Annotated in this window: 23 protein-coding genes; 16 read left to right on the top strand and 7 right to left on the bottom strand. The window is 34.1% G+C overall.

The features are described from left to right. Positions 1–29: 29 nt before the first annotated feature. Positions 30–938: a glycosyltransferase family 2 protein gene (locus tag RTX21_RS05540; RefSeq protein ID WP_312765874.1), complete on the top strand. Its 909-nt coding sequence runs from the start codon at positions 30–32 to the stop codon at positions 936–938. Positions 939–942: 4 nt separating this feature from the next. Here RTX21_RS05540 and RTX21_RS05535 read toward each other — a convergent pair whose 3' ends face one another. After that, positions 943–1,821, bottom strand: a complete 879-nt coding sequence (locus RTX21_RS05535; protein ID WP_312765873.1) for a class I SAM-dependent methyltransferase — start codon at positions 1,819–1,821, stop codon at positions 943–945. Positions 1,822–1,918: 97 nt separating this feature from the next. Between RTX21_RS05535 and RTX21_RS05530 the strand changes: the two genes are divergently transcribed. Continuing rightward, the gene (locus tag RTX21_RS05530) at positions 1,919–2,791 is read left to right on the top strand and encodes a glycosyltransferase family 2 protein (protein ID WP_312765872.1); all 873 of its coding nucleotides are present in this window, start codon (positions 1,919–1,921) and stop codon (positions 2,789–2,791) included. Between the two features lie 40 nt (positions 2,792–2,831). Here the strand turns inward: RTX21_RS05530 and RTX21_RS05525 are convergent, their stop codons facing one another. Continuing rightward, positions 2,832–3,935, bottom strand: coding sequence for a T9SS type A sorting domain-containing protein (locus tag RTX21_RS05525; protein ID WP_312765871.1), 1,104 nt, complete (start codon positions 3,933–3,935; stop codon positions 2,832–2,834). Between the two features lie 135 nt (positions 3,936–4,070). On the opposite strand from RTX21_RS05525, the gene RTX21_RS05520 reads away from it, so the two are divergent. Then, positions 4,071–4,253 carry a hypothetical protein gene (locus tag RTX21_RS05520; RefSeq protein WP_312765869.1) on the top strand — a complete coding sequence of 61 codons (183 nt, stop codon included), beginning with the start codon at positions 4,071–4,073 and terminating at the stop codon, positions 4,251–4,253. A gap of 1 nt (position 4,254) precedes the next feature. After that, a complete protein-coding gene (locus RTX21_RS05515) occupies positions 4,255–4,599 on the top strand; it encodes a hypothetical protein (protein ID WP_312765868.1) in 345 nt (114 codons plus the stop codon). A 1-nt stretch (position 4,600) separates the two neighbouring features. Here the strand turns inward: RTX21_RS05515 and RTX21_RS05510 are convergent, their stop codons facing one another. Continuing rightward, positions 4,601–5,695, bottom strand: a complete 1,095-nt coding sequence (locus RTX21_RS05510) for an FUSC family protein (protein ID WP_312765867.1) — start codon at positions 5,693–5,695, stop codon at positions 4,601–4,603. A 146-nt stretch (positions 5,696–5,841) separates the two neighbouring features. On the opposite strand from RTX21_RS05510, the gene RTX21_RS05505 reads away from it, so the two are divergent. From RTX21_RS05505 to RTX21_RS05470, 8 genes are read left to right on the top strand one after another with little or no spacing between them, the layout of a single operon-like run. Next, positions 5,842–8,169 carry a UvrD-helicase domain-containing protein gene (locus RTX21_RS05505; RefSeq protein WP_312765866.1) on the top strand — a complete coding sequence of 776 codons (2,328 nt, stop codon included), beginning with the start codon at positions 5,842–5,844 and terminating at the stop codon, positions 8,167–8,169. 19 nt (positions 8,170–8,188) lie between these two features. Then, positions 8,189–8,857, top strand: coding sequence for an ABC transporter ATP-binding protein (locus RTX21_RS05500; RefSeq protein ID WP_312765865.1), 669 nt, complete (start codon positions 8,189–8,191; stop codon positions 8,855–8,857). Then, positions 8,857–9,597 carry a hypothetical protein gene (locus RTX21_RS05495; protein ID WP_312765864.1) on the top strand — a complete coding sequence of 247 codons (741 nt, stop codon included), beginning with the start codon at positions 8,857–8,859 and terminating at the stop codon, positions 9,595–9,597. Before RTX21_RS05500 ends, RTX21_RS05495 begins: the two co-directional genes overlap by 1 nt. 20 nt (positions 9,598–9,617) lie before the next feature. Further along, positions 9,618–10,217 (top strand): murein L,D-transpeptidase catalytic domain-containing protein, encoded by a 600-nt coding sequence (locus tag RTX21_RS05490; RefSeq protein WP_312765863.1) that lies wholly within the window; start codon positions 9,618–9,620, stop codon positions 10,215–10,217. Next, positions 10,217–10,894: a RadC family protein gene (gene radC / locus RTX21_RS05485; RefSeq protein WP_312765862.1), complete on the top strand. Its 678-nt coding sequence runs from the start codon at positions 10,217–10,219 to the stop codon at positions 10,892–10,894. Before RTX21_RS05490 ends, radC begins: the two co-directional genes overlap by 1 nt. After that, on the top strand, positions 10,891–11,796 hold the full coding sequence (locus tag RTX21_RS05480; protein WP_312765861.1) for a hypothetical protein: 906 nt from the start codon (positions 10,891–10,893) through the stop codon (positions 11,794–11,796). Before radC ends, RTX21_RS05480 begins: the two co-directional genes overlap by 4 nt. Before the next feature lie 50 nt (positions 11,797–11,846). Next, positions 11,847–12,356, top strand: a complete 510-nt coding sequence (locus tag RTX21_RS05475; RefSeq protein ID WP_312765860.1) for a hypothetical protein — start codon at positions 11,847–11,849, stop codon at positions 12,354–12,356. Between the two features lie 8 nt (positions 12,357–12,364). Further along, positions 12,365–12,976: an inorganic pyrophosphatase gene (locus tag RTX21_RS05470; protein WP_312765859.1), complete on the top strand. Its 612-nt coding sequence runs from the start codon at positions 12,365–12,367 to the stop codon at positions 12,974–12,976. Between the two features lie 242 nt (positions 12,977–13,218). Here the strand turns inward: RTX21_RS05470 and mgtE are convergent, their stop codons facing one another. Together mgtE and RTX21_RS05460 are read right to left on the bottom strand one after the other, a co-directional pair. Then, positions 13,219–14,538, bottom strand: a complete 1,320-nt coding sequence (mgtE, locus tag RTX21_RS05465; protein ID WP_312766311.1) for a magnesium transporter — start codon at positions 14,536–14,538, stop codon at positions 13,219–13,221. A 77-nt stretch (positions 14,539–14,615) separates the two neighbouring features. Beyond that, entirely contained in the window at positions 14,616–15,188 is a 573-nt protein-coding gene (locus RTX21_RS05460) for a pyruvate decarboxylase (RefSeq protein ID WP_312765858.1), read from the bottom strand. A gap of 135 nt (positions 15,189–15,323) precedes the next feature. Between RTX21_RS05460 and polA the strand changes: the two genes are divergently transcribed. From polA to RTX21_RS05440, 4 genes are read left to right on the top strand one after another with little or no spacing between them, the layout of a single operon-like run. Then, positions 15,324–18,158 carry a DNA polymerase I gene (gene polA, locus RTX21_RS05455; protein WP_312765857.1) on the top strand — a complete coding sequence of 945 codons (2,835 nt, stop codon included), beginning with the start codon at positions 15,324–15,326 and terminating at the stop codon, positions 18,156–18,158. Between the two features lie 46 nt (positions 18,159–18,204). Further along, a complete protein-coding gene (locus RTX21_RS05450; RefSeq protein ID WP_312765856.1) occupies positions 18,205–18,474 on the top strand; it encodes a YciI family protein in 270 nt (89 codons plus the stop codon). Positions 18,475–18,486: 12 nt separating this feature from the next. Next, a complete protein-coding gene (locus RTX21_RS05445) occupies positions 18,487–18,837 on the top strand; it encodes a VOC family protein (protein WP_312765855.1) in 351 nt (116 codons plus the stop codon). A 51-nt stretch (positions 18,838–18,888) separates the two neighbouring features. Next, a complete protein-coding gene (locus tag RTX21_RS05440; RefSeq protein ID WP_312765854.1) occupies positions 18,889–19,914 on the top strand; it encodes a M28 family metallopeptidase in 1,026 nt (341 codons plus the stop codon). A gap of 75 nt (positions 19,915–19,989) precedes the next feature. Here RTX21_RS05440 and RTX21_RS05435 read toward each other — a convergent pair whose 3' ends face one another. Then, on the bottom strand, positions 19,990–20,757 hold the full coding sequence (locus RTX21_RS05435) for an NUDIX hydrolase (protein WP_051230370.1): 768 nt from the start codon (positions 20,755–20,757) through the stop codon (positions 19,990–19,992). After that, a complete protein-coding gene (locus RTX21_RS05430; RefSeq protein ID WP_312766309.1) occupies positions 20,735–21,898 on the bottom strand; it encodes an MFS transporter in 1,164 nt (387 codons plus the stop codon). Before RTX21_RS05430 ends, RTX21_RS05435 begins: the two co-directional genes overlap by 23 nt. Positions 21,899–22,085: the final 187 nt, after the last annotated feature.

The raw sequence follows: 22,085 nt of genomic DNA, 5'->3' as shown, positions 1-22,085 counted from the left end.
ACTTTCGGCGTCTAAATTTTGAATTCGATTTGAAATTCCTCATTATCATTCCGGCTCACAACGAAGAAAAAAATATTTCTCAATGTTTGGAATCTCTGAAAAATCAGAGTTTCCGAGATTTTGTTTGCGTGATTGTGAATGATGGGTCGACTGATAAAACTCAAAATATTGTTGAGGATCTTTTAATTCAAACTTCAAACTTCAAACTTTTAAATTTAGAAGAATCTGAGCATCAGCCGGGCGCAAAAGTTGTGAGGACGTTCAACGAAGGTTTAGACTCCGAGGATTGGAAAAGCTTTGATGTGGTTTGCAAATATGATGCAGATATTGTTTTTCCCCGAAATTATCTGGAGAAAATCAATCAGGTTTTTGAATCTAATCCAAAAGCTGGAATTGTTTCAGGTCTAGTTTACATCAGGAACTACAAACAAAATCCCGAGATAAAGAACCTGAGAAATCCTAATGAGAACTGGGCAGATTTCAGCAATAAAAATCACGATTGGGTTTTCGAAAATCTGTCGTCCAAAAATCACGTTCGTGGTCCGATAAAAGCTTACAAAAAAGAATGTTTCGAAGATATGAATGGCTTGCGAGCTGTTCTTGGATGGGACAATCTGGATATTTTATTGGCCAAAAAAAACAATTGGGAAGTTGTTACCATTAAAGAACTTTGGGTAAAACATCTTCGTCCGACAGCTTACAAATACAGATCTCAAAAAGCAGAGAAACTCGGCCAGTATTTTTATAATATCGGTTTGAGTTTGCCTTTAACAATGATCTCGTCCGCCAAATCAAGCTTTAAAAATCGTTCTGCAAAAGAGTTTTTCACGACAATTAAATCTTTTCTGAAACAAAAAGACAAACGATATCTCAGTAAAGAAGAAATCAAATTTATTCGAGATCTGCGTTGGAAAGAATTCTTTGGGAATTTTTTTTGAAAATTTATAATTTCTGTAAAACAGCAACAACTTGATCTCCTTTATGTTGTCTATTTAATTCTATTGATCTTTTAGTGAATTCGTTTAATTCGGCCTTTGTAAAAACAGAATTGGGAGTCTGATATGATAAATTTCTCTTATACTTTTCACTTCCTGTAAATTGTAATTTGTAACTATCACAATAATAATCTCTTAACTTAAAATTGTTTTGTTCTGTAAGGATTGTCATTGCTTTTTTCGTTAAAAGCTGAAAATGTCTGGGAGCGTCCCACTGGATCCAATTTTCTTTATAGAATTCATAAGCAAAAGAATCTTTTACAGGAATTCTTATAATTATTTTACCATCCTTTTCTAATAAATTATAGCAAAGTTTTAGAGTGTCATTAACGTCTTCTACATGTTCAAAAACATGATTAAATGTTATGATGTCGAATTTTTCATTAAGTTCTGTCAAGTTTTTTTTATAGATAGGGAAAGGACTCTCCTGTTCTTTAAGAGCAAAAGGCTCAATTCCAAGCACATTGCGGAATCCTAAATTAAAAATACTTTTCAAAAACTTACCTTCTCCACAACCAACATCCAGTATTTTTGAAGATTTGTCCGGGTCCAATTTTAGAAATGCTTCCAGAGAGAGATTAGACATTTTTATTTTCAGTTTCTTTACGAGAAATGATGGGAAATTGTAATAAAAAATATAGTCTCTGAGTCTGAAAAGCAATTTGTCCTTCAAGCCGATTTTAGACGCTAAACTGTAATAATTTTCCGGATAAAAAGATCCTATGTCTTCTGGGATTTTAGAAATTTGCAGAGTACCACAATTTTTACATTCGAAATATTCAAAATTTTCTTTTCCATCAAACATTTTATCATTGATATTGTACATGTTACAATCTTCATTTTGATGATCACAAATCCTACAGAGCATAAAGTTTTATTATTCTTCCAAAATTAATTTAATTTTACAAACAATTGGAAATTAAATGAAAAAAGTAGCAACAATAATTGTAACATATAATGGAGGAAAATGGATAGAAAAATGTTTAAATTCTGTGCAATCTTCTAACTATCCGTCTGATATTTTCGTGGTCGATAATGCTTCTACGGATAATACATTATCGTTGTTGGAATCATATAATATTTTTGATCTTGAGATTTCCGATAGTAACCTGGGTTTTGGTGCTGCAAATAATATTGCTTTAAACAAAGCTCTAAAATTAGGATATGATTATTTTTTTCTAATTAATCAAGATGTTTACATAGAAGAAAATACTTTGGAACAATTAATTCGATTTTCTATTGATCATATAGATACTGGAATAGTTGTTCCTATTCAATATGATGGGAATGGCGATTGTATTGATAATAATTTTAAACAATATATTTCACTTTCTAAAGATATGAGCCTTTATTTTGAAACTACTTTTGCAAATGCTGCAGCATGGCTCATAAGTGAAAAATGTTTGGTAAAAACGGGTAATTTCAATCCGATTTTTTCTCATTATGGAGAAGACAGAAACTATTGTGACAGAGTTTTATTTCATAATTTTTCTATTAAAATTTTGAAAGGAACAAAAGTCTTGCACGACAGGCAACAAAAAATGTCTCTTGAGAAATCTATAAAATTATCTAAAATAAAATTACTTAGCATTTTCTTAAATCCTAATTTTTCAAAATCTCAAAGTTTAAAAGCTGGATTGGTCAATGTTTTTGGAATGGGCAAATATTTTTTAAAGAAGCACCATTCAATATTTGCATTATTTCATTTTATCCAAGAGTATATCAAGCTTTTCAATCAAAGAGATTTTCTTGAATCTGTAAAAAACAAACAAAAATTTGATCAAAAAAAAAGCTGAAAAATTAATTCCAGCTTCTCGAGTGTATTTTAAAAATTTATTATTCTTTTATGAATTTTCCTTTTGATATATCTTGGTTGCCATCAGCAATAATTTCATACAAATAATTTCCTGTTGGCAAATTTGAAACGTTAATAGTGATTTTATGATTAGTAGGTATTACTTGATAATTGCTGATTTTTCTACCCTCTGGATTATAAATATTAATTCTTACATAACTCTTGATTTCCTTATCAAAGAAGATTGTAAGGTCATTTTTTACAGGATTTGGGTAGATTTTTATTCCAGTATTAGAGCTGGCATTTTTAGTGCCTAATTGTTCTTCTAATGCATCTACTTTTACTTTTAGTTCTTTGATAGACTCTATTAATAATGCAATTATTTGAGTGTCATCATTTTTTCCATTTCTATAATTTGGGTATAATGCGGCAATTGCATCATAATCAGCCGTACTTTTGTAAACAGTATTATTAGAAATTTCAGAATAATTATAAGTTGGGAAAGATTTAATTGTATTTAAAGCATTCAGTATTGGCTTCTTATCATATATTTCAGTTGCACTTATTTGACAAACCGTTGACTTATATACATTTCCAAAAGTATCTAACAAAAGCGGACAGCCACTATTTGACGTTGTTAAACCTTCAAATTTTAAATTGCCAACAGTATGTAGCTTTGCATCGGGATTTGTAGTCCCAATACCAAAATTTCCGTTAGCTTTTAATAAAACTAGATTGTTGTAAGCATTTGAAAATGCAACGATTGGTCTATTGATCAGTGGTTGCACAGTTCCTCCATCTCCCCAAGGAAATTGCGAAGTATTCGGCGCATTATTGTCAAAAATATCTTTTCCGGCAACAAAATTGAGCATTGGTACTGTTCCATTATCCATACTTGTAACTGTATTGGCAGAGAAAACAATCACTGGGCCTTGCGAAGATTCTTTGTGAGCCCAAATAGTAGGTTGAAATTGAGCATTCAGAGAAGTTGAATTACCAATTTCTAATACATCTTTTGCAGCGTCTGAAATTTTAAATTGTAAATGTCTTTCTGCCTGCCCTGACAAGGCATTTTGAGTATTCAATACTTGAGCATTTCCAAGAAATAGAGAAAAATGAAAGGGAATGAGTAGGATTTTTTTCATAGTTATTTGATTGAATTTTTCACAAAAATATGAAAAATGGTATTGATTGACATTATAAATTAATAATTATCCGAAGGAAACATTTCAAAAAAAATAGCGATATTAGTTGATACATTAATTCCTAAAAATATCTAGATGAAAAATCACACATTAATAGCGATTATTTCTTTATCAATCCTGACATTAACCCATTTAGTTTATATATTCCCTCAGATTGGATTTTCACAAAATATCTACACGATAACGAGTATGTTGCAGGTTTTGGCTTATGCCGGACTAACTGCTTTTTTCATTAAATTATATCAAAAACAGAAATAGTATGAATAAAGAATTTAATGAATTGTTTGATATCAAGGAGGACAAAGACGATAAACCAAACATACAAATTACAACTCAAAAAGTTGTAATTCACACCCTGATAAGAGCTGTGATTCTGCTAGTTGGAGCTGTCGCGACTTGTGTACTTTTATTTATTGCGGCTTACGATTCGCAAATCATGCTGGGGATTTTAGCGCTCGTAATCGTAGTTGGTTGGTTTGCTTTGATGATAATGGAAACTGCCAGATTGAAGAAGAGTAATAAAACTCAATTATCGCAAGCTAATTCGGTTTTAATAGGGCTAGCAACATTAATGATTCTAATGCTTATTGCAAGCATAAGATAGATTATTTTTTCATCTTTTCTTTCTGAAAACTTTTTCTCAAAACAATTTTTGATTTTCTAAGATGTTTGATGGAATTAAATCTGATTCTCTCGTTGTACAAAAACCAACCGCCAATACATCCAATTGCGCTACCGATTAAAATTTCTAACAATCTCATTTGTAAAAGATAATCGGGATTAAGTGAAGTAGAGCTTCCGGTTTCAGCAAGTAAAATTCCCATTGGTGTAAGGAACATTACAGCTAATGCATAATGTCTTGTAATCAACATCTCTACAATGATTTGAAGAATGATAATGCAAACGCAAATCAACAATGGAGAAGTCACAAAAGAGAAAATTACCCAAGCAATTCCAAGTCCGATTGTTGTTCCAATAATCCTATGCAAACCGCGTTTCCAGATATGATATCGATTCACGCCTTGCAAAACCGCCAAGCTGGAAATCGGAATCCAATACGGATAATCTAGATTGAAAAACTTTCCAATAAAAACGGAAACCAACATACAAATCCCGATGATAAAAGATTCTACAAGATTGACATAAGGATTAAAATGAAAAGTTGTTAGGTTCTTCTTGGTTTCTTTTTTAGAATTTAAAACACTGTAGATTAAACAAATAATACAAGCATTCACAGTTCCAATCGTGAAAATACCGATTCGTTTTGGAATCAATTCCGGATGATGCGGAAGTCCGATAGCCATTGATGCCATCATAATAAAGAAAAAACTGCCTGGTGGTTTCAGATTAAAATATCTTGCGATGTAATAAGCAATTGCCGAAAAAATCCCGAAAACTAAAGAAGCAATCCAAAGATTAAAACTAAAAGTTAGTCCCAAACCATACGAAATTATCATCCCGAAAGAACAGACAAACATCTTCATCATCGTCTCAATAAAGTCGCTGTTGCTAGGAATATAAATGATGACTAAACCTGCCAGACTAGCTGTGAGAGCAGATTTAACATCGCCCAAAAAGTAGCCAAACATCAGCGGAATCCCAACTGCTAGTCCAGCCAAAAAAGGAATGTGCCAACTTCTAGGCGAAGGTTTCAATTTGAAAAAAGAAAGAATTTCTTTCTGGATATATTCGGATTTCAAAATTACTTTGATTGATTTTTAGAATGTTATTAGATTCAATATTTCATTTGCAAAATTACCCTATAAATGTCGAAATTCAAACTTTCAGTAAATGAGAAATTGCATAAAAAACGCTATTTTTGTTACCTTAAAATTTTGAGACCAAAATGGATTATCTGAAAGGATTGAATGAGCCACAGTTTGAAGCAGTTACAACATTAGAAGGACCTTTGATGGTTTTGGCAGGGGCAGGTTCTGGCAAAACGCGTGTGCTTACGATGAGAATTGCGCATCTGATTACGAATGGTGTAGACCCTTTCAATATTTTGTCTTTGACTTTTACCAACAAAGCGGCGAAGGAAATGAAGGAACGTATTGCGAAACTCGTTGGAGACAGCAATGCGCGGTCGCTTTGGATGGGAACTTTTCACTCAGTTTTTGCTCGGATTTTGAGAAGCGAAGGTCATCATCTCGGTTATCCTTCGAATTTCACGATTTACGATATGCAAGACGCTCTGAATGTGATGAAGAAAGTCATCAAGGATATGAACATCGATTCAGAAATATATAAAGCGAAGAAAGTTTTATCAAGGATTTCTCAGTATAAAAACAATCTTATCACGGTCAATGCTTATTTCAACAATCCTGACCTGATGGAAGCTGATGAAAAAGCGAATATGAGATTGATGGGCGATATTTATCGTAAATATGTTGAAGCTTGTTTTAAAAATGGCGCAATGGATTTCGATGATTTATTATTGAAAACCAATGAATTACTAACTCGCTTCCCTGAAGTTTTAGCAAAATACCAAGATAGATTCAGATATATTTTGGTGGATGAGTACCAAGATACCAACCATTCCCAATATTTGATTGTCAAAGCTTTAGCTTCAAAATTTGAGAATATTTGTGTTGTTGGAGACGATGCTCAATCGATTTACTCTTTCCGTGGTGCGAACATCCATAACATTCTTAATTTTAAGAAAGATTATCCTGATGCAATTACAGTTTCTTTGGAACAGAATTATCGCTCAACCCAAAATATCGTGGATGCGGCGAATGTTGTAATTTCTAAAAACTTACAGCAGTTCAAGAAAAATGTTTTCAGTGAGAATGAAATTGGAGACAAAATAAAAGTTTACCGAAGTCTTTCCGATGCGGACGAAGCTAATTTCGTTTCTGCCAACATCTTCGAATTACACAACACGCAACAACGTCACTTCTCGGATTTTGCGATTCTTTACAGAACCAATTCGCAGACCAGAGCATTTGAAGATGCGTTGAGAAAAAAGAATATCCCGTACAAAGTTTATGGCGGATTATCTTTCTACCAAAGGAAGGAAGTGAAAGATTTACTAGCTTATCTTAGAATTTTGGTCAATGAAAATGATTCTGAAGCTTTGTCAAGAATCATAAATTATCCGGCAAGAGGAATTGGTGAAACCACTCAGAATAAATTAATTGTTTTTGCAGATTCTCAGAATGTTCCAGTTGCTCAAGTTCTTGATAATCTCGGTTTTTATGCGCCACAATTAGGATTAAATAATGGCGTTCTTACCAAATTAGGCGATTTCTGGGCAATGATAAAAGCGTTCCAAGTAATGTTGAAAACAGAAAATGTTTACGATGTGGCGATGGAAGTAGCAAAACGTAGTGGACTCATCAAATTCCTGAAAGAAGATGCAACACCGGAAGGTATTTCCCGAGTAGAGAATATTCAGGAATTATTAAACTCGATGCAAGGTTTCATTGAAGAACAAATCCAGATTGAAGGTGGCGACCCAAGTTTGTCCAACTTTATGGAAAACATTGCCTTATCTGCAGATACTCAAACCGATAAAGATGATGATGGAGATAAAGTATCATTAATGACCATCCACTTATCAAAAGGTTTGGAATTTCCTGTAGTTCACTTAGTTGGACTCGAGGAAAATCTTTTCCCAAGCTTTATGAGTTCATCCACAAGAGAAGAATTAGAGGAGGAAAGACGTCTGTTTTATGTGGCTTTAACAAGAGCTGAGAAACAAGTATTTTTCACTTACGCAGTTTCTAGATTTCAATGGGGAAAAATTACCGATGCAGAGCCATCCAGATTTCTGAGCGAAATTGATTCGAAATATCTAGAATTGGTTAATCCTGTTAACGAATTGAAATTCATCAACCGTTCGGGAATTGATTCTAATATCTTTGACGACACACCTTCCGAACCTCGATTTTATAAAAAGAAAGAGGAAAAGAAAACGATTGAACGCAACGTAAATACGCCAGTTCCAAAACAGTTGAAACCGATTGCAACGGCAAGAATCATCAACCCAAGTGGTTCATCTTCAGAAGACATACAGGTTGGAGATAACGTGAGACACGACCGTTTCGGAATAGGAAAAGTGGAGTTTTTGGACGGAACCGACCCGCAAAATATCAAAGCTAAAGTAATTTTTGCCAACGAAGGCGAGAAAAATCTTATCTTGAAATTTGCTAAATTGACGAAAATATAACTCAATATCACATAAATAAATGATTCGAGCAAAAAACATACATAAATCTTATGGAGCCCTCGAGGTTCTGAAAGGTGTTGATATTCATATAAAAGCAAGCGAAGTAGTTTCTATAGTTGGAGAATCCGGCGCTGGAAAATCGACTTTACTTCAGATTTTGGGAACGTTGGATAACCCTTCTGAAATTGATAAATTCGGAACTGAAATTGCGCTGGATGGCAATTCTTACCTGAAAATGAAAGACAAAGAATTGTCGAAATTCCGTAATAAAAATATCGGTTTTGTATTTCAGAATCATCAATTGTTACCAGAATTTACGGCTTTAGAGAATGTTTTATTACCAACAAGAATCGGCGGAATTGCTGAAAAAGAAGTCATTGAAAAAGCCCATTCTCTTTTCGAAGATTTGAATATTGCCAGCCGATTGCATCACAAACCATCAGAATTGTCCGGTGGAGAAGCACAAAGAGTTGCGGTTGCAAGAGCATTGATCAATTCTCCAAAGATTATTTTTGCCGATGAACCAACAGGAAACCTCGATTCTAAAAATGCTGATGCACTTCATCAATTATTTTTTGATTTGAGAGATAAGTATCAACAGACATTTGTGATTGTTACGCATAATTCTGTTTTAGCAGAAAGTACGGACAGAAAACTGGTAATGAAAGATGGTCAGATTGTTTTGTGATGAATCATTTTCTTAGATTTTTAGTTTTCATAATATTAATTCCGAACTTGATTTTTTCGCAAGACGGTTCTGATATTCAATACGTAAAATCTTCAAATCTTAATAAAGAACTGATTGGAAAATTTGTTCATTTTGATTTTTACAATAAATCATTTCTAGCACAGAAAGGTGATACGATAGAATTGAATATTGATCAAAAAATTATAAAATTTATAGAAGTTAGGAAAGATAATGGTCACAATAACTGGTTCTCACAACAATCTTTGATTTCAGAAGATAAAAAATTGCAAATTTCAAAATTTCAGATACGAATTTTTGACGATAAAAAAATATACGTTACTGCATTTTTAGACCATCTAAAAAATAATAAAATTGTTAAATCTGAGTTAGTAAATTTATTTATTCCGAGAAATAAGATTGTCGAAATTTTGGTTGATTCAAAACAAGCTGACATAATTAAAATATTAAGTTATGCCGCAATTGGTTGCACTTGTGCACAATGGTTTGACAAAAACACAAAAGGTGAAAATGAATATTTCTATTTAGAGCCTTTAAATAAAAATTTAGTAAATGCTAACAAACTTTGGGATGGAAATAATCTTCCATTAACTGTTAAAGTCACTGGAAACTTAATTAGTGAAAACGACTATCCTGAATATTTTACAAAACAATATTTATATAAAGGTGGTGAGAAAGAAAAAATTTTTAGATATAATAAAATTGTAGTTTTGAAGAAATAATTTTCTATTTATCAACACAAATGAAACAAATTCTATTTTTTATTTTTTCGTTTTTCTTAATTTCCTGCGAAGTCAAATCTCAGGAAAATCAATCATTTGTATCTGTAAAATCAGAAAATAATCTTTCTCAAAAAATATCAGATTTAAAGACATTTATAAAAGATTCAGATTATAATCAGGATAAAGCTTTTTTGATTGATTTCTCAATCAAGTCTTCACAATTTCGATTTTTTGTAATCGATTTGAAAACCGGAAAAGTTCTCCAGAAAGCTTTAGTTGCTCACGGTTCAGGTTCGGAAGCCGGAAAACAAAAAGAACAACTGAAATTCAATAATCAAAATAATTCCAGATGTTCATCTCTTGGAAAGTATGCAATTTCAGAAAAATATAAAGGTCAATTCGGTTTGTCTTACAGATTGGACGGACTCGATGAAACCAACAGTAATGCTAGAAAGCGGGCAATTGTACTTCATAGATTAGATTGCGTTCCGGATACAGAACAAAAAGAAGAAATCTGCCTGAGTTGGGGTTGCCCGATGGTTTCGGATAATTTCTTTAAAATTCTAGAGCAACATATTGATAAATCGGATAAAAAAATAATTCTTTACGCCTATAATTGATGAGCATCAAATCCCTTGCGGAAGACGACCGCCCAAGAGAAAAATTCCTGCTGAAAGGAAAAGCTGCAGTTTCGGATTCGGAACTGTTGGCCATCATTATGGGAAGCGGAAATAGGGAAGAATCTGCTGTGGAATTGGCAAGAAGGATTTTAAATTCGGTTGAAAACAACTGGCACAGGTTAAGCCAATTATCAATTAAAGATTTGATGAAATTCAAAGGAGTAGGCGAGGCAAAAGCGATATCTATAGCAACAGCTTTGGAAATCGGAAACAGAAGGTCTCAGCAGGAAGTTTTGGAAAGACAACAAATCAGTAGCAGCAAAGAAGTTTTCGAAGTTTTACAACCACATTTGTCTGACTTACCAACGGAAGAATTTTGGGCTGTTTTTCTGAATCATCAAAATAAAATTCTTTATAAAACTTGTCTTTTCCGAGGTGGAATTGCAAATTCTGTGGCAGATGTAAGAGTGATTTTTAAAACAGCATTGGAGCATTTTTCCACAAGAATCATCGTGGCTCACAATCATCCTGCAGGTGGTTTAAAACCAAGTCAGGAAGATATTAATATCACAAATAAAATAAATGAAGCTGGAAAATTATTGGATATAGAATTGCTAGACCACATCATTATTGCTCAAAATAAATTTTACAGCTTCAAAGAAGAAGGGATTTTATGATTAAACGACTGAAATATCACGAGATCGATTTTGAAAAATATAATTATTGTTTGGAAAATTCTGTTCAGAAAAAATTCTACGCAGAACGTTTGTTCCTGGACATAAGTACAGATAAAAATTGGGAATTATTGATTTATAAAGATTATGAAGCAATGATGCCTATCCCATTTGTTAAGAAATTTGCAGTGAAAATCGTCCACAATCCGAAACTTTGTCAACAATTGGGAATTTTTTCTAATACCGATTCTAGAGAGATCAATGATTTGTTTTATAATTATCTTACGAAGAATTTTATTATCAGATATTATACTTTTAATGATATTAACTCTTTTTCAAAGGTATTGCTTACAAGAAAGAATTTTTTGATCTTTCCGGACAAATACGAAATTGTAAGACAAAGATATTCTCCAAAAAGAAAACGGAAACTCAGACTTGATCAGGAGGTCTTAGATAATTCAGAAATCATTAAAAATTTTGATTTACAGACAATTAAAGAATTCATTCGAAGCACTGGTTTAGGCGCAGATGCAAAGGATATGGAGCAGTTTATTGATCTTCTTTCGAAGTTTTTCTTGAATGATAAACTAGATTTTTACGGATTTTTCTATCACCAGAAACTGATCAATATGATCGCTGTTTATAGAGAAGATTATTCTCTGGCTTTGTTAGGGACCTATAATGATAGAGAATTTGTGAAGCTGAGCGGATCATCTTATTTGATAGATAAAGTGATTTCTGAAAATATAGAAACCAAGATCTTCGATTTTGAAGGCAGCGAGATTCCTGCTATAGAAGAATTTTTCCGAGGTTTTCGTCCGGAACTGAGACCTTATCCTTGTATTCAGATTAATAAGAAGGACCTGTTGAAACGAATTGTTAAGAAAACACTGTTTCTTAATTAAAAGTTCTTTTTTAGCACAAAAAGTCTTAGTTTTGCAAACCGATTTCAGATATGTTTGATTCAGATTATTTACCTTACGCTGTTGCAGTTATCATCGCATTACCTTTTTTGGTTTTTACGAAACAATTCGTGAACAGCTTTGTCAGACTCAAAAAACAGGAAATTAATTTCTTGGCGACTAAATCTAATAGTGAAATAAAATTACAAGCTCTGGAAAGAATGACATTGTTTCTCGAACGCCTGAAACCCTCAAATCTTGTTATGAAATTTGATAAAGGCCTCCAGACACACGAATTTGTTTTCCTTACAGAAAAGAATATTACGGAAGAATTCGAATATAATGCTTCTCAGCAATTATATATATCAAAATCATCCTGGCAAGATATCCTGACAAGTAAAAGCAATATTATGCAACTGCTTCACAAGACCTATGAGGATATGAATGAGAACTCAAAATTAGAAGATTTCAAAACGATATTCCTGATGAACTACGTCAACTCAGAAGATTACATCTCGGATACGATTGAGAATCTTAGAAAAGAACTTAACAAAATAATATAAAAATAAACATGATCCCTAATTTTAAAGCACACCCTTGGCACGGAATCTCTGCTGGAGAAAAATCTCCAGAAGTTGTCAATGTTTTTGTAGAAATCGTTCCTACAGATACTATAAAATACGAAGTAGACAAGGAAACTGGATATCTTAAAGTAGATCGCCCACAGAAATTTTCCAATATTATCCCTGCTCTATACGGTTTTGTTCCAAGAACCTATTGTGAAGAAGAAGTTAAAAACCTGGCAGTGGCAACTGGTGCTACAGATGTTACAGAAGGTGATCATGATCCGTTGGATATTTGTGTGCTTAGTTCGCATAACATCACTTCCGGTAATATTCTTATGGAGGCTATTCCGATCGGAGGTTTCCAAATGATCGACAAAGGAGAAGCGGATGATAAGATCATTGCAGTTTTGGTAGAAGATCAGGTTTATGGCCATATCAGAGATATTTCTGAGTTGCCAAAAGCAGAGATCAACCGTTTGTTGCACTATTTCTTGAGTTATAAAAACTTACCGACAGAACCAGCAAAAGTGAAAATCGATTTGGTTTATGGAGCAGATCATGCTAAGAAAGTGATCGTTGCTTCTCAAAAAGATTACAACGATAACTATTCAAAATAGAATTCTATTTTCTGAATATATAAACCTTCTCAATAAGAAGGTTTTTTTATTTTAAAGAATTCGGGCGCCTTTATCTTCCTGTAGTTTATCCTGAGTCTGCTTTTTTCTGTCATTGCGAAAGAAGTGAAGCAATCTGCTGAACTTTCGGACAATCGTAATGTCAGAAAAAGAGCTCTACTCAGGTCGGAGCGCGCTTCGCAATCATCGAGGATTTGTCAATGATTATAGATTAACAAAATCAATTAAAGTAATTTCCCCGTAAGAAACAATCCGGCAACAGAGAAATAGATGATCAATCCTGTGACGTCAACCAATGTGGCAACAAATGGGGCGGAAGAAGTAGCTGGGTCGAGTTTCAGTTTTTTAAGAACAAACGGAACCATAGAACCGGAAATTGTTCCCCACAAAACAATCAACATCAGGGAAAAAGCAATGCTAAATCCTACAAAAACCCAATGTTCACCATAATTGAAAAGCCCTGTTTCCTGCCAAAGAGCAATTCTTAGAAATCCGATGATACCTAGAATGCTTCCAAGGAAAATCCCCGTAAAGATCTCTTTTTTTATAACATACCACCAATCTTTAAGGGTGATTTCCTGTAATGCCATCGCACGGATTATCAATGTAGCAGCTTGTGAGCCGGTATTTCCCCCACTGGAAATAATCAGTGGAACAAAAAGAGCTAAAACGACGGCTTTTTGAATCTCATCTTCGAAATAACCCATTGCAGAAGCAGTCAGCATCTCGGAAAAGAAAAGAACGACCAGCCAAAATCCTCTTTTCTTGACCATTTCGAAGATAGAAGTCTGTGTATAAGGGACATCTAAAGCATCCAAACCGCCAAATTTCTGGATGTCTTCTGTATTTTGGGATTCGATCTGATCCAAGATATCATCAATGGTTACAATACCTACCAAAACACCATTTTCTGTAATGATAGGTAATGCACTTCGGTCATATTTTTCGAAATAAGGAACCGCATCTTCTTTAGAAGTTGTGGTTGTAATAGCAACAAAATGGTTATCAGATAACTCGGAGATCAATTGCTCTTCATCAGCCAATAATAGAGAACCGATGGTGATATCATCTATTAAACGGTTTCTCTCATCAACCACATAAAGAAAATTGAGCGTCTCCACCTTTTTACCAACCTTTTTGATTTGCTGGAAACATCTTTTAACGGTCCATTCTTTTCGGATCTGGACATAATAAGGTGTCATAAGACGAGCGATAGAATCCGCTTCGTAACCTAGAAGTTTGAGAGCAACACGTCTTTCCTGTGGATTCAGCAGATTGATGGAATACTTGATTAATTCATCGGGAAAATCCTCGAAAAGTTGAGTTCTATCATCGGGTGACATTTCATTCAGGATGTCAGAAACTTCGTGACTCGCAATACTTCTGATGGTATCTTCTTGAAAATCAGGGTCGAGATGAGAAAATATTTCTGCCTTTTCAGATTTCGGAAGTTTCAAAAACTGTAAGATGCGTTCTTCCGCTGGCAATTTGCTCAGAGACTCCGCAATATCCGCAGGATTTAATATGATTTCTTGATTCTCGATCTTCTAGAATTTTTTGCTTTGCAAAAGTATTAAAATCAAAATAATTACTTAGAAAAAGCAAATTAAAATTATGTAAACTAAGACGCTTTGTTGTAGATCATTTGACGATTTCTCAGTTCTTTTTCAATTTTTCTGATGGCTCCTTTTGTTCCGATGATCACTGAGTTTTCTGCACTTCCCAACAATCTTCCGTTACCTTTGTAAGTATCGTAAGCTGTTTCCATCACGAATTCTCCTTTGGAATTGTAAAGTTTCATGCTCACAACAACCTGATTGGAGAAGACATATTTTCCAAAACCAACCTTGAAATATTTTACTTTAGGAATTATGGCAACATCTGCATTGTTATTTTTACATATCTCCTTCACCATTTTTTCATCCACTTCGTCAAAAGAAATTGGAGTGTCAACTTGTAGATATTTAAAATTCCCAAGTTTCATTTTATCAGAAGTTGCTGTATAAAATGCAGTGTAGGTTGGTTCTTTGATCTCTGTGATATCAGGAAAAACTTCCGGATTGAAGTAGAGAACAGTTTTAACTTTAGAGATCTTGATATTTTTATTATAATAAAGTAAGCTGTCTCCATAATTGGCACAGGAAATAAAAAAGCAGATAATAAAAACAGAATAAAAAGGATAGTTTTTCTTCATTGTATTGATGTTGCAAAAATACAACCAAATTTCATTTATTCTAATAAAAAATTAAGATTTTTTAACAGATAGTTTTTTTGATTTTTTAAATGCATTAATTATTGAAATCAATTACAAATTATTACTTTTGTTTCTATGACTTCTACAGACAAAAGATTATATCTCATTGATGCCTATGCCATGATTTTTCGTGGATACTTTGCATTCATCAAAAACCCTAGGATTTCGACAAAAGGTGTAAATACATCGGCGATTTTTGGCTTTACCAATTCATTGATAGAATTAATAAAAAGAGACCGTCCAACGCATTTGGCAGTTGTTTTTGATGTGGGAAGAACCAACGTTCGTCACAACGATTATGCAGAATATAAAGCGAACCGTCTGGAAACCCCGGAACCTATTCTTTTAGCAAAACCTTATATCAATGATATTTTAGAAGCAATGCATATCCCGATTTTAGGTGTTGAAGGTTATGAAGCTGATGATGTGATTGGAACGATTGCCTGCAAAGCGGAAAAACAAGGTTATGATGTTTTTATGGTAACACCTGACAAAGATTTTGCTCAGCTCGTTACAGACAAGATCAAAATGTATAAACCAAGTTCGAAAGGCGGTGATATTGAGATTTTAGGTGTTGAAGAAGTCAAAGCTAAATATGAGATTGATGATCCGAAACAAATTATCGATTATCTCGGAATGATGGGTGACGCTGTTGATAATATCCCTGGTTTGGAAGGTGTCGGAGAGAAAACGGCCAAGAAGTTTATTCAAGAGTTTGGGTCGATGGAAAATCTATTGGCAAATACGCACCAGCTGAAAGGAAAACTTAAAGAGAAAGTTGAAGCTAGTGCGGAGAAAGGTCTATTATCCAAAAAGTTAGCTACCATTATTTGCGATGCACCGATTGAGTTTATCGAAGAACAATATGACCTGGATGTTCCTGATTTTGAAAAAGTAAAAGAGATTTTTGATGAATTGGAATTCCGAAGGCTTTATGAAAATCTTTATCGCGCATTCTCCAATAAAGAATATGTGGAAGAACTGATGGAAGTAGAGAATCCTGTTGGTGGAAAAATAGAAACGAAAGTCACTTCTCATAAAAACGGAACAATGGATCTCTTTGCTAGTTTTGAACAACTGGAACAGGCAACAACGACCAAGTCTACCATTACTGAAAATGACCATGTTTATCAATATATCGATTCTCCAAAAGCCCAGAAAATCCTTTTAGCAAACCTTCTGAAACAAAAAGCGGTTTGTTTTGATACAGAAACAACTTCGCTTAATGAACTGGAAGCTGAATTGATTGGAATGAGTTTTTCCTATAAAAAAGGCTTGGCCTATTACGTCCCTATTTCTGAAAATCAGGAAGAAGCACAGGAAACAGTTGAGATTTTCCGTCCGTTTTTTGAAGACCTGAATGTTCTGAAAATCGCTCATAATATGAAATATGATGCTAAAGTTCTTCAGAATTACAATATTGATGTGACAGGAAAATTGTTTGATACAATGATTGCACATTATCTCCTGAATCCTGACGGAAGACACGGAATGGATTATCTTTCAGAAATGTATCTTGATTACAAACCAGTTTCTATCGAGACTTTAATTGGAAAAAAAGGAAAAAATCAGTTGACGCTTCGTGAAGTTGATATTCCAACACAAACCAATTATGCTGCAGAAGATGCGGATGTGACGTTTCAATTATATGAATTATTTGCGCCCCAATTAGCTAAAGAAAGTTTGGAGGAATTGTTCTACAACGTAGAAATGCCATTGATGAAAGTTCTTGCCAAAATAGAGTTGACCGGTGTGAAACTCGATAGCAATTGGCTGGCGAAGGAAAGTATTGATTTGGAAAATGATTTACGATTATTAGAATCAAAAATTTTTGAATTGTCCGGAGAAGAGTTCAATATGAATTCGCCAAAGCAATTGGGAGAAATTCTTTTCGAGAAAATGCAGCTTGACCCGAAAGCGAAAAAGACCAAGACAGGACAATACGCAACTTCGGAAGATGTCCTTCAAAAATTATCTTCGAAGCACGAAATCATTACTTCAATCCTGGAATACAGAACTTTACAAAAACTAAAATCAACTTATGTTGATGCTTTGCCAGGTCAGATTGATAAAAAAGATAACCGTGTTCATACCACTTTTGCACAAACTGTTGCAGCGACAGGACGTTTGGCGAGTGTGAATCCGAATCTTCAGAATATTCCAATTAGAACACTCAGAGGACAACAAATCCGAGGCGCTTTTGTTGCGGATGAAGGCAAAAAAATCATTTCTGCCGATTATTCTCAAATCGAATTAAGGTTGATTGCAGAAATCTCCGGCGAGCAAAATATGATTGCAGCGTTCCAAAACGGAGAAGATATTCATGCCTCAACTGCGGCAAAATTGTTTGGTATTGATTTGAGCGAAGTTTCAAAAACACAGAGAAGCCAGGCAAAAACAGTGAATTTCGGAATCATTTATGGGCAAGGTGCTTTTGCTTTAGCAGAACAAACCGGACTTTCCAGAACCGAAGCCAAAAAGATGATTGATTCTTATTACGAGACTTATCCACGTTTGAAAGAATATATGGCAGAGCAAGTGAAAAAAGCGCAAGATTTAGGTTATGTAGAAACCATTCTTGGGAGAAGGCGCCATTTGAAAGATATTAATTCCAGCAATTTTGTTGTTAAAGCGCACGCAGAAAGAAACGCTGTGAATGCACCGATCCAAGGAAGTGCAGCCGATATCATCAAACTCGCAATGATAAAAATCGAAAACGAATTGGAAGATCAAAAACTCCAAACCAAAATGCTTTTGCAGGTTCACGATGAATTACTTTTTGAAGCGCCAATTGACGAAGTGGAAACCGCAACAGAACTCATCAAAAAAGAAATGGAATCTGCTTTTGAAACGAAAGTTCCTTTGCTTGTAGAAGTTGGAGTAGGCGATAATTGGCTGGAAGCGCACTAATCGAATTCTAAAATTATAAATGATTAATTATAAAACACATAAAAATATGAAAGCAGTAATTTTTTACGAACACGCAACTGACAAAACAATGGACGAATTTATGGCAGTTTTCCCACGCCACGAGGAATTCGAGGCAGAGTTTATAAAGTCTGGAAGAGTTTTGGGAACCGGTGCTTTTGGTAATCCTGGAGAAGGCGCAATGGCTATTTTTGTAGATAAAGAATCTGCAGAAGCATTTGTGAATGGCGATCCTTTTGTACAGGAAGGTTTGATAGCTAAAGTCACCATCAGAGAATGGAATGATGAATTAGCTTAAAAATTTTTATTTATGATCTCACAGATAATTCCAAAAATTCCTTTTATTGACAAAGGAAAAACGATTGATTATTATAAGAATCTGGGATTCGAATTTGTTGCGGATTACGATAATTATCTGATTGCGACCTATAACAATTCGGAATTGCATTTTTTTGAGTTTAAGGAATTGATTCCCTCAAAATCAGATTTTATGCTTTATCTGAAAATTTCGAATAATATTGATAAATTCTTTGAACAGATAAAAGCAAAGAATATCGAGATCCATCCAAACGGAAACCTTGAAACAAAACCTTGGGGAATGAAGGAGTTTTCTCTACTTGACCCCAATGGAACATTGTTAAGCTTTGGAGAAAAAATATAAATTTATTGTAACAATATTTTTTTATTTCCGACTTAATATTAAATTTAATCTATGAAAAATATAAAACTGTATGGTTTTTTGATAGGCATTGCTCTTTTTAATAGCTGTGCTTCAACAAAGAACTTTTCTTATGACGGAAAAGGTTTCAAAGATGCTTATAACAGCATTACTTTGGAAGAACTAAAAACCAACCTTTATGTAATTGCAGGGGACGATATGGAAGGTAGAGATACCGGAAGTGCAGGTCAGAAAAAAGCAGGTGTTTACATGATTGAGCAATACAAAAAAAATGGCATTGGCTTCCCTCCAAGCTTAGGTTCTTATTATCAAAAAGTTCCATCTGATGCAATGAAGAAATATGGCGAAACACTTCCGGATTCTGAGAATATTATGGCTTTCATAGAAGGTTCTGAAAAACCAGACGAGGTTATTGTAGTTTCGGCACATTACGATCATGTCGGAATGAAGAAAGGAGAGATCTATAACGGTGCAGATGATGATGGAAGCGGGACTGTTGCTGTAATGGAAATTGCGCAAGCATTTCAGGAAGCAAAGAAAAAAGGTTACGGACCAAAACGTTCTATCCTTTTCCTGCACGTAACAGGTGAAGAGCACGGACTTTTCGGTTCGGAGTATTATTCGGATCATCCGGTTTTTCCTTTGAATAATACTGTTGCAGATCTTAATATTGATATGATCGGACGTGATGACCCTGAAAACAGAGGAAAACAATATGTTTATGTGATCGGTTCGGAAATGTTGAGTTCTGAACTTAAGAAGATCAATGTTGCAGCCAATGATAAGACTGTAAAACTTGAACTTAATTATAAATACGATGATCCAAAAGATCCTCAAAGATTGTATTACAGATCAGACCATTACAACTTTGCAAAGCATAATATTCCCGTAGCATTTTTCTTTGACGGCATCCACGAGGATTATCATAAACCAACCGATACACCTGATAAGATCGATTATCCATTGCTTCAGAAAAGAACGCAACTGGTTTTCACAACTGCTTGGGAGCTGGCTAACAGACCAGACAGAATTGTAGTTGATGGAAAAAATAACAGATAATTGTGAATTTATCGAATTATCTAACAAAAAAGGCGACAAATATTTGTCGCCTTTTTCATTTGTAAGCTCATAATTCTATTTATCAAAATCCGATTGTTTGATTTCAGAACCTTCCAAAAATCGATATAGATAAGGCGCTTTGTTAGCCGAACCTGTAAAATGTTTTTCTAACCTTTCTAAAATGTTCATACTCAGTATTTTCCTCTGAAAGTTGTTGCGTCTTAATGGTTCACCAAGAATGGCTTCATAAAGATGCTGAAGTTCTTTCATTGTGAATTTGTCTGGAAGAAGATTGCTTCCCATTACTTGATAATCAATATTTTTCCTGAGATAGAGTAGTCCTTTTTCTATCATTTCTTTGTGATCGAAAGCCATATTTGGCAATTCGTTTATATTGAACCATTGGCAAACTTCGTTGAAAGAATCCGGAAATGTGTAAGTCAACGTATAATCTATTAAGGCACAATAGCCTACGGATATAAAACGCTGGTAGATCCAGTGGTTTTTATCGACTTCTATATTTTTATTTTCCAGAAGTTTTTGGTGAGTGTTATTCTCTGTTCTTTTAATATCCCCGAATGTGTAGAACTGTTCCAAAAACACATCAGAGAGATGCGTCCTCTCATATAAAGTTCTGGCAGCAGCATCATTGAGATTCTCATCATTGAAAATAAATCCTCCAGGGACAGACCACAGGTCCAGGTCATGATATTTCAACAAAAGAACTTTGAGCGTATCCTTATGAAAGCCGAATATCACGCAATCTACCGATACGTGCTCCACAAAATCATTGGTGTCTATTAACTCTTTTAGATTTTGTTTATTCTTGTTGATCTCGGTCATAGTTTATTTTTGTTTTATTTAGAAAAAAAGTGAGACCAAATATAATTAATAATGGTAAAGAAATGAACAATGGATAATAAGAACTTGCATTTTTGTGAAAAATAACAGCCATATAAAGCGATCCAATAGAACTCCCGAGAGATGAACATACTACTATCAATGAAACAAATAAATGCGTTTTGTCTTTGGAAACCTGGTTCAAAACTTCCGAATTGTAAAGTGGGAAAAGAGGAGACAGGAACAATCCGATTACAGGAATTATAAATATCAATAAAAATCTGGATTCATTATAAAAACGCGATATTAATACTTGAGATGTTCCTAATATGAAAAAGACCATAAAAAGGCAAACGAAAACCATCTTCAGCCAATGAAATCTCAAGACCAATCTGCTTGTGGCGAATCTCCCAAGAAAGGAGAACAAAGCCAAAAAAGCCGATGACTGAAGGGCAAAATAAGAATTGACATGGAGATTATTTTTGAAAAAACTAGGCAGCCAGGAATTAAAGCTTTGCTCCACAAAGACCATAAAAAAAACGATGATGAAGAAATAAATGAGCTTTGGTTTCAAAAAGAACTTCCATCCACCAGATTCTTTTTTGGTATCAGGGAATTGTTCTTCTTCAATTTTAGAATTTCTAAGCATCAAAACATTGATTATACTTAAAATGGCTATGACCCAAAATCCGTATTTCCAATATTGTGCATAACTGCTCGTCAGCAGACTTCCAAAACCAATATTCACAAAGAAGATACCGATCATAAAAGATGCATCTACACTGGAAACAGCGCTTGCCAATTGTTTATCCTTGAAATTATTCTTGATAATACTAAAAACCGAGATCTTTGCCAAAGCAAATCCAACGCCTACGATACTCAACCAGATCTTGAAAAACCAAAATGCATCCACCAACGGAAGAATGGTGGAACTGACCATTATAAAGACCAAAGCAAAAATGAGTGCTCTCTTATTTCCCGTTTTAGCGATCCAGTTGACACATAATAAAGAAACTATCGCCATTGGAATATCTTTAAAAGACTCCAAAATACCAAGCCCTTTATAAGAGATCTGATTTGATAATTGTAATATGATAACTCCCATACTATTCAGCAGCATGGAGAATATCAAAAAGCTAAGCATCAAGGGAAGCTTAATTCGATTTGTATTAACACTCATTATACGTTTATTAACTTTAAATTAACACTAAGTAGCATTTTTGGGGATTCCAAATATAATAAAAATAATGATTTTTCATATTATTTATACCGTTAAATGCCCTATAAATAAAAGGGTTATTAAAAAAAATGAAAAATTATTTTGTCATATC

This window comes from Epilithonimonas sp., from assembly GCF_032054305.1.
Taxonomy (GTDB): domain Bacteria; phylum Bacteroidota; class Bacteroidia; order Flavobacteriales; family Weeksellaceae; genus Epilithonimonas.
Note: the sequence above shows the minus strand (reverse complement) of the source record. Positions and strands in the feature narration are given on the sequence as shown.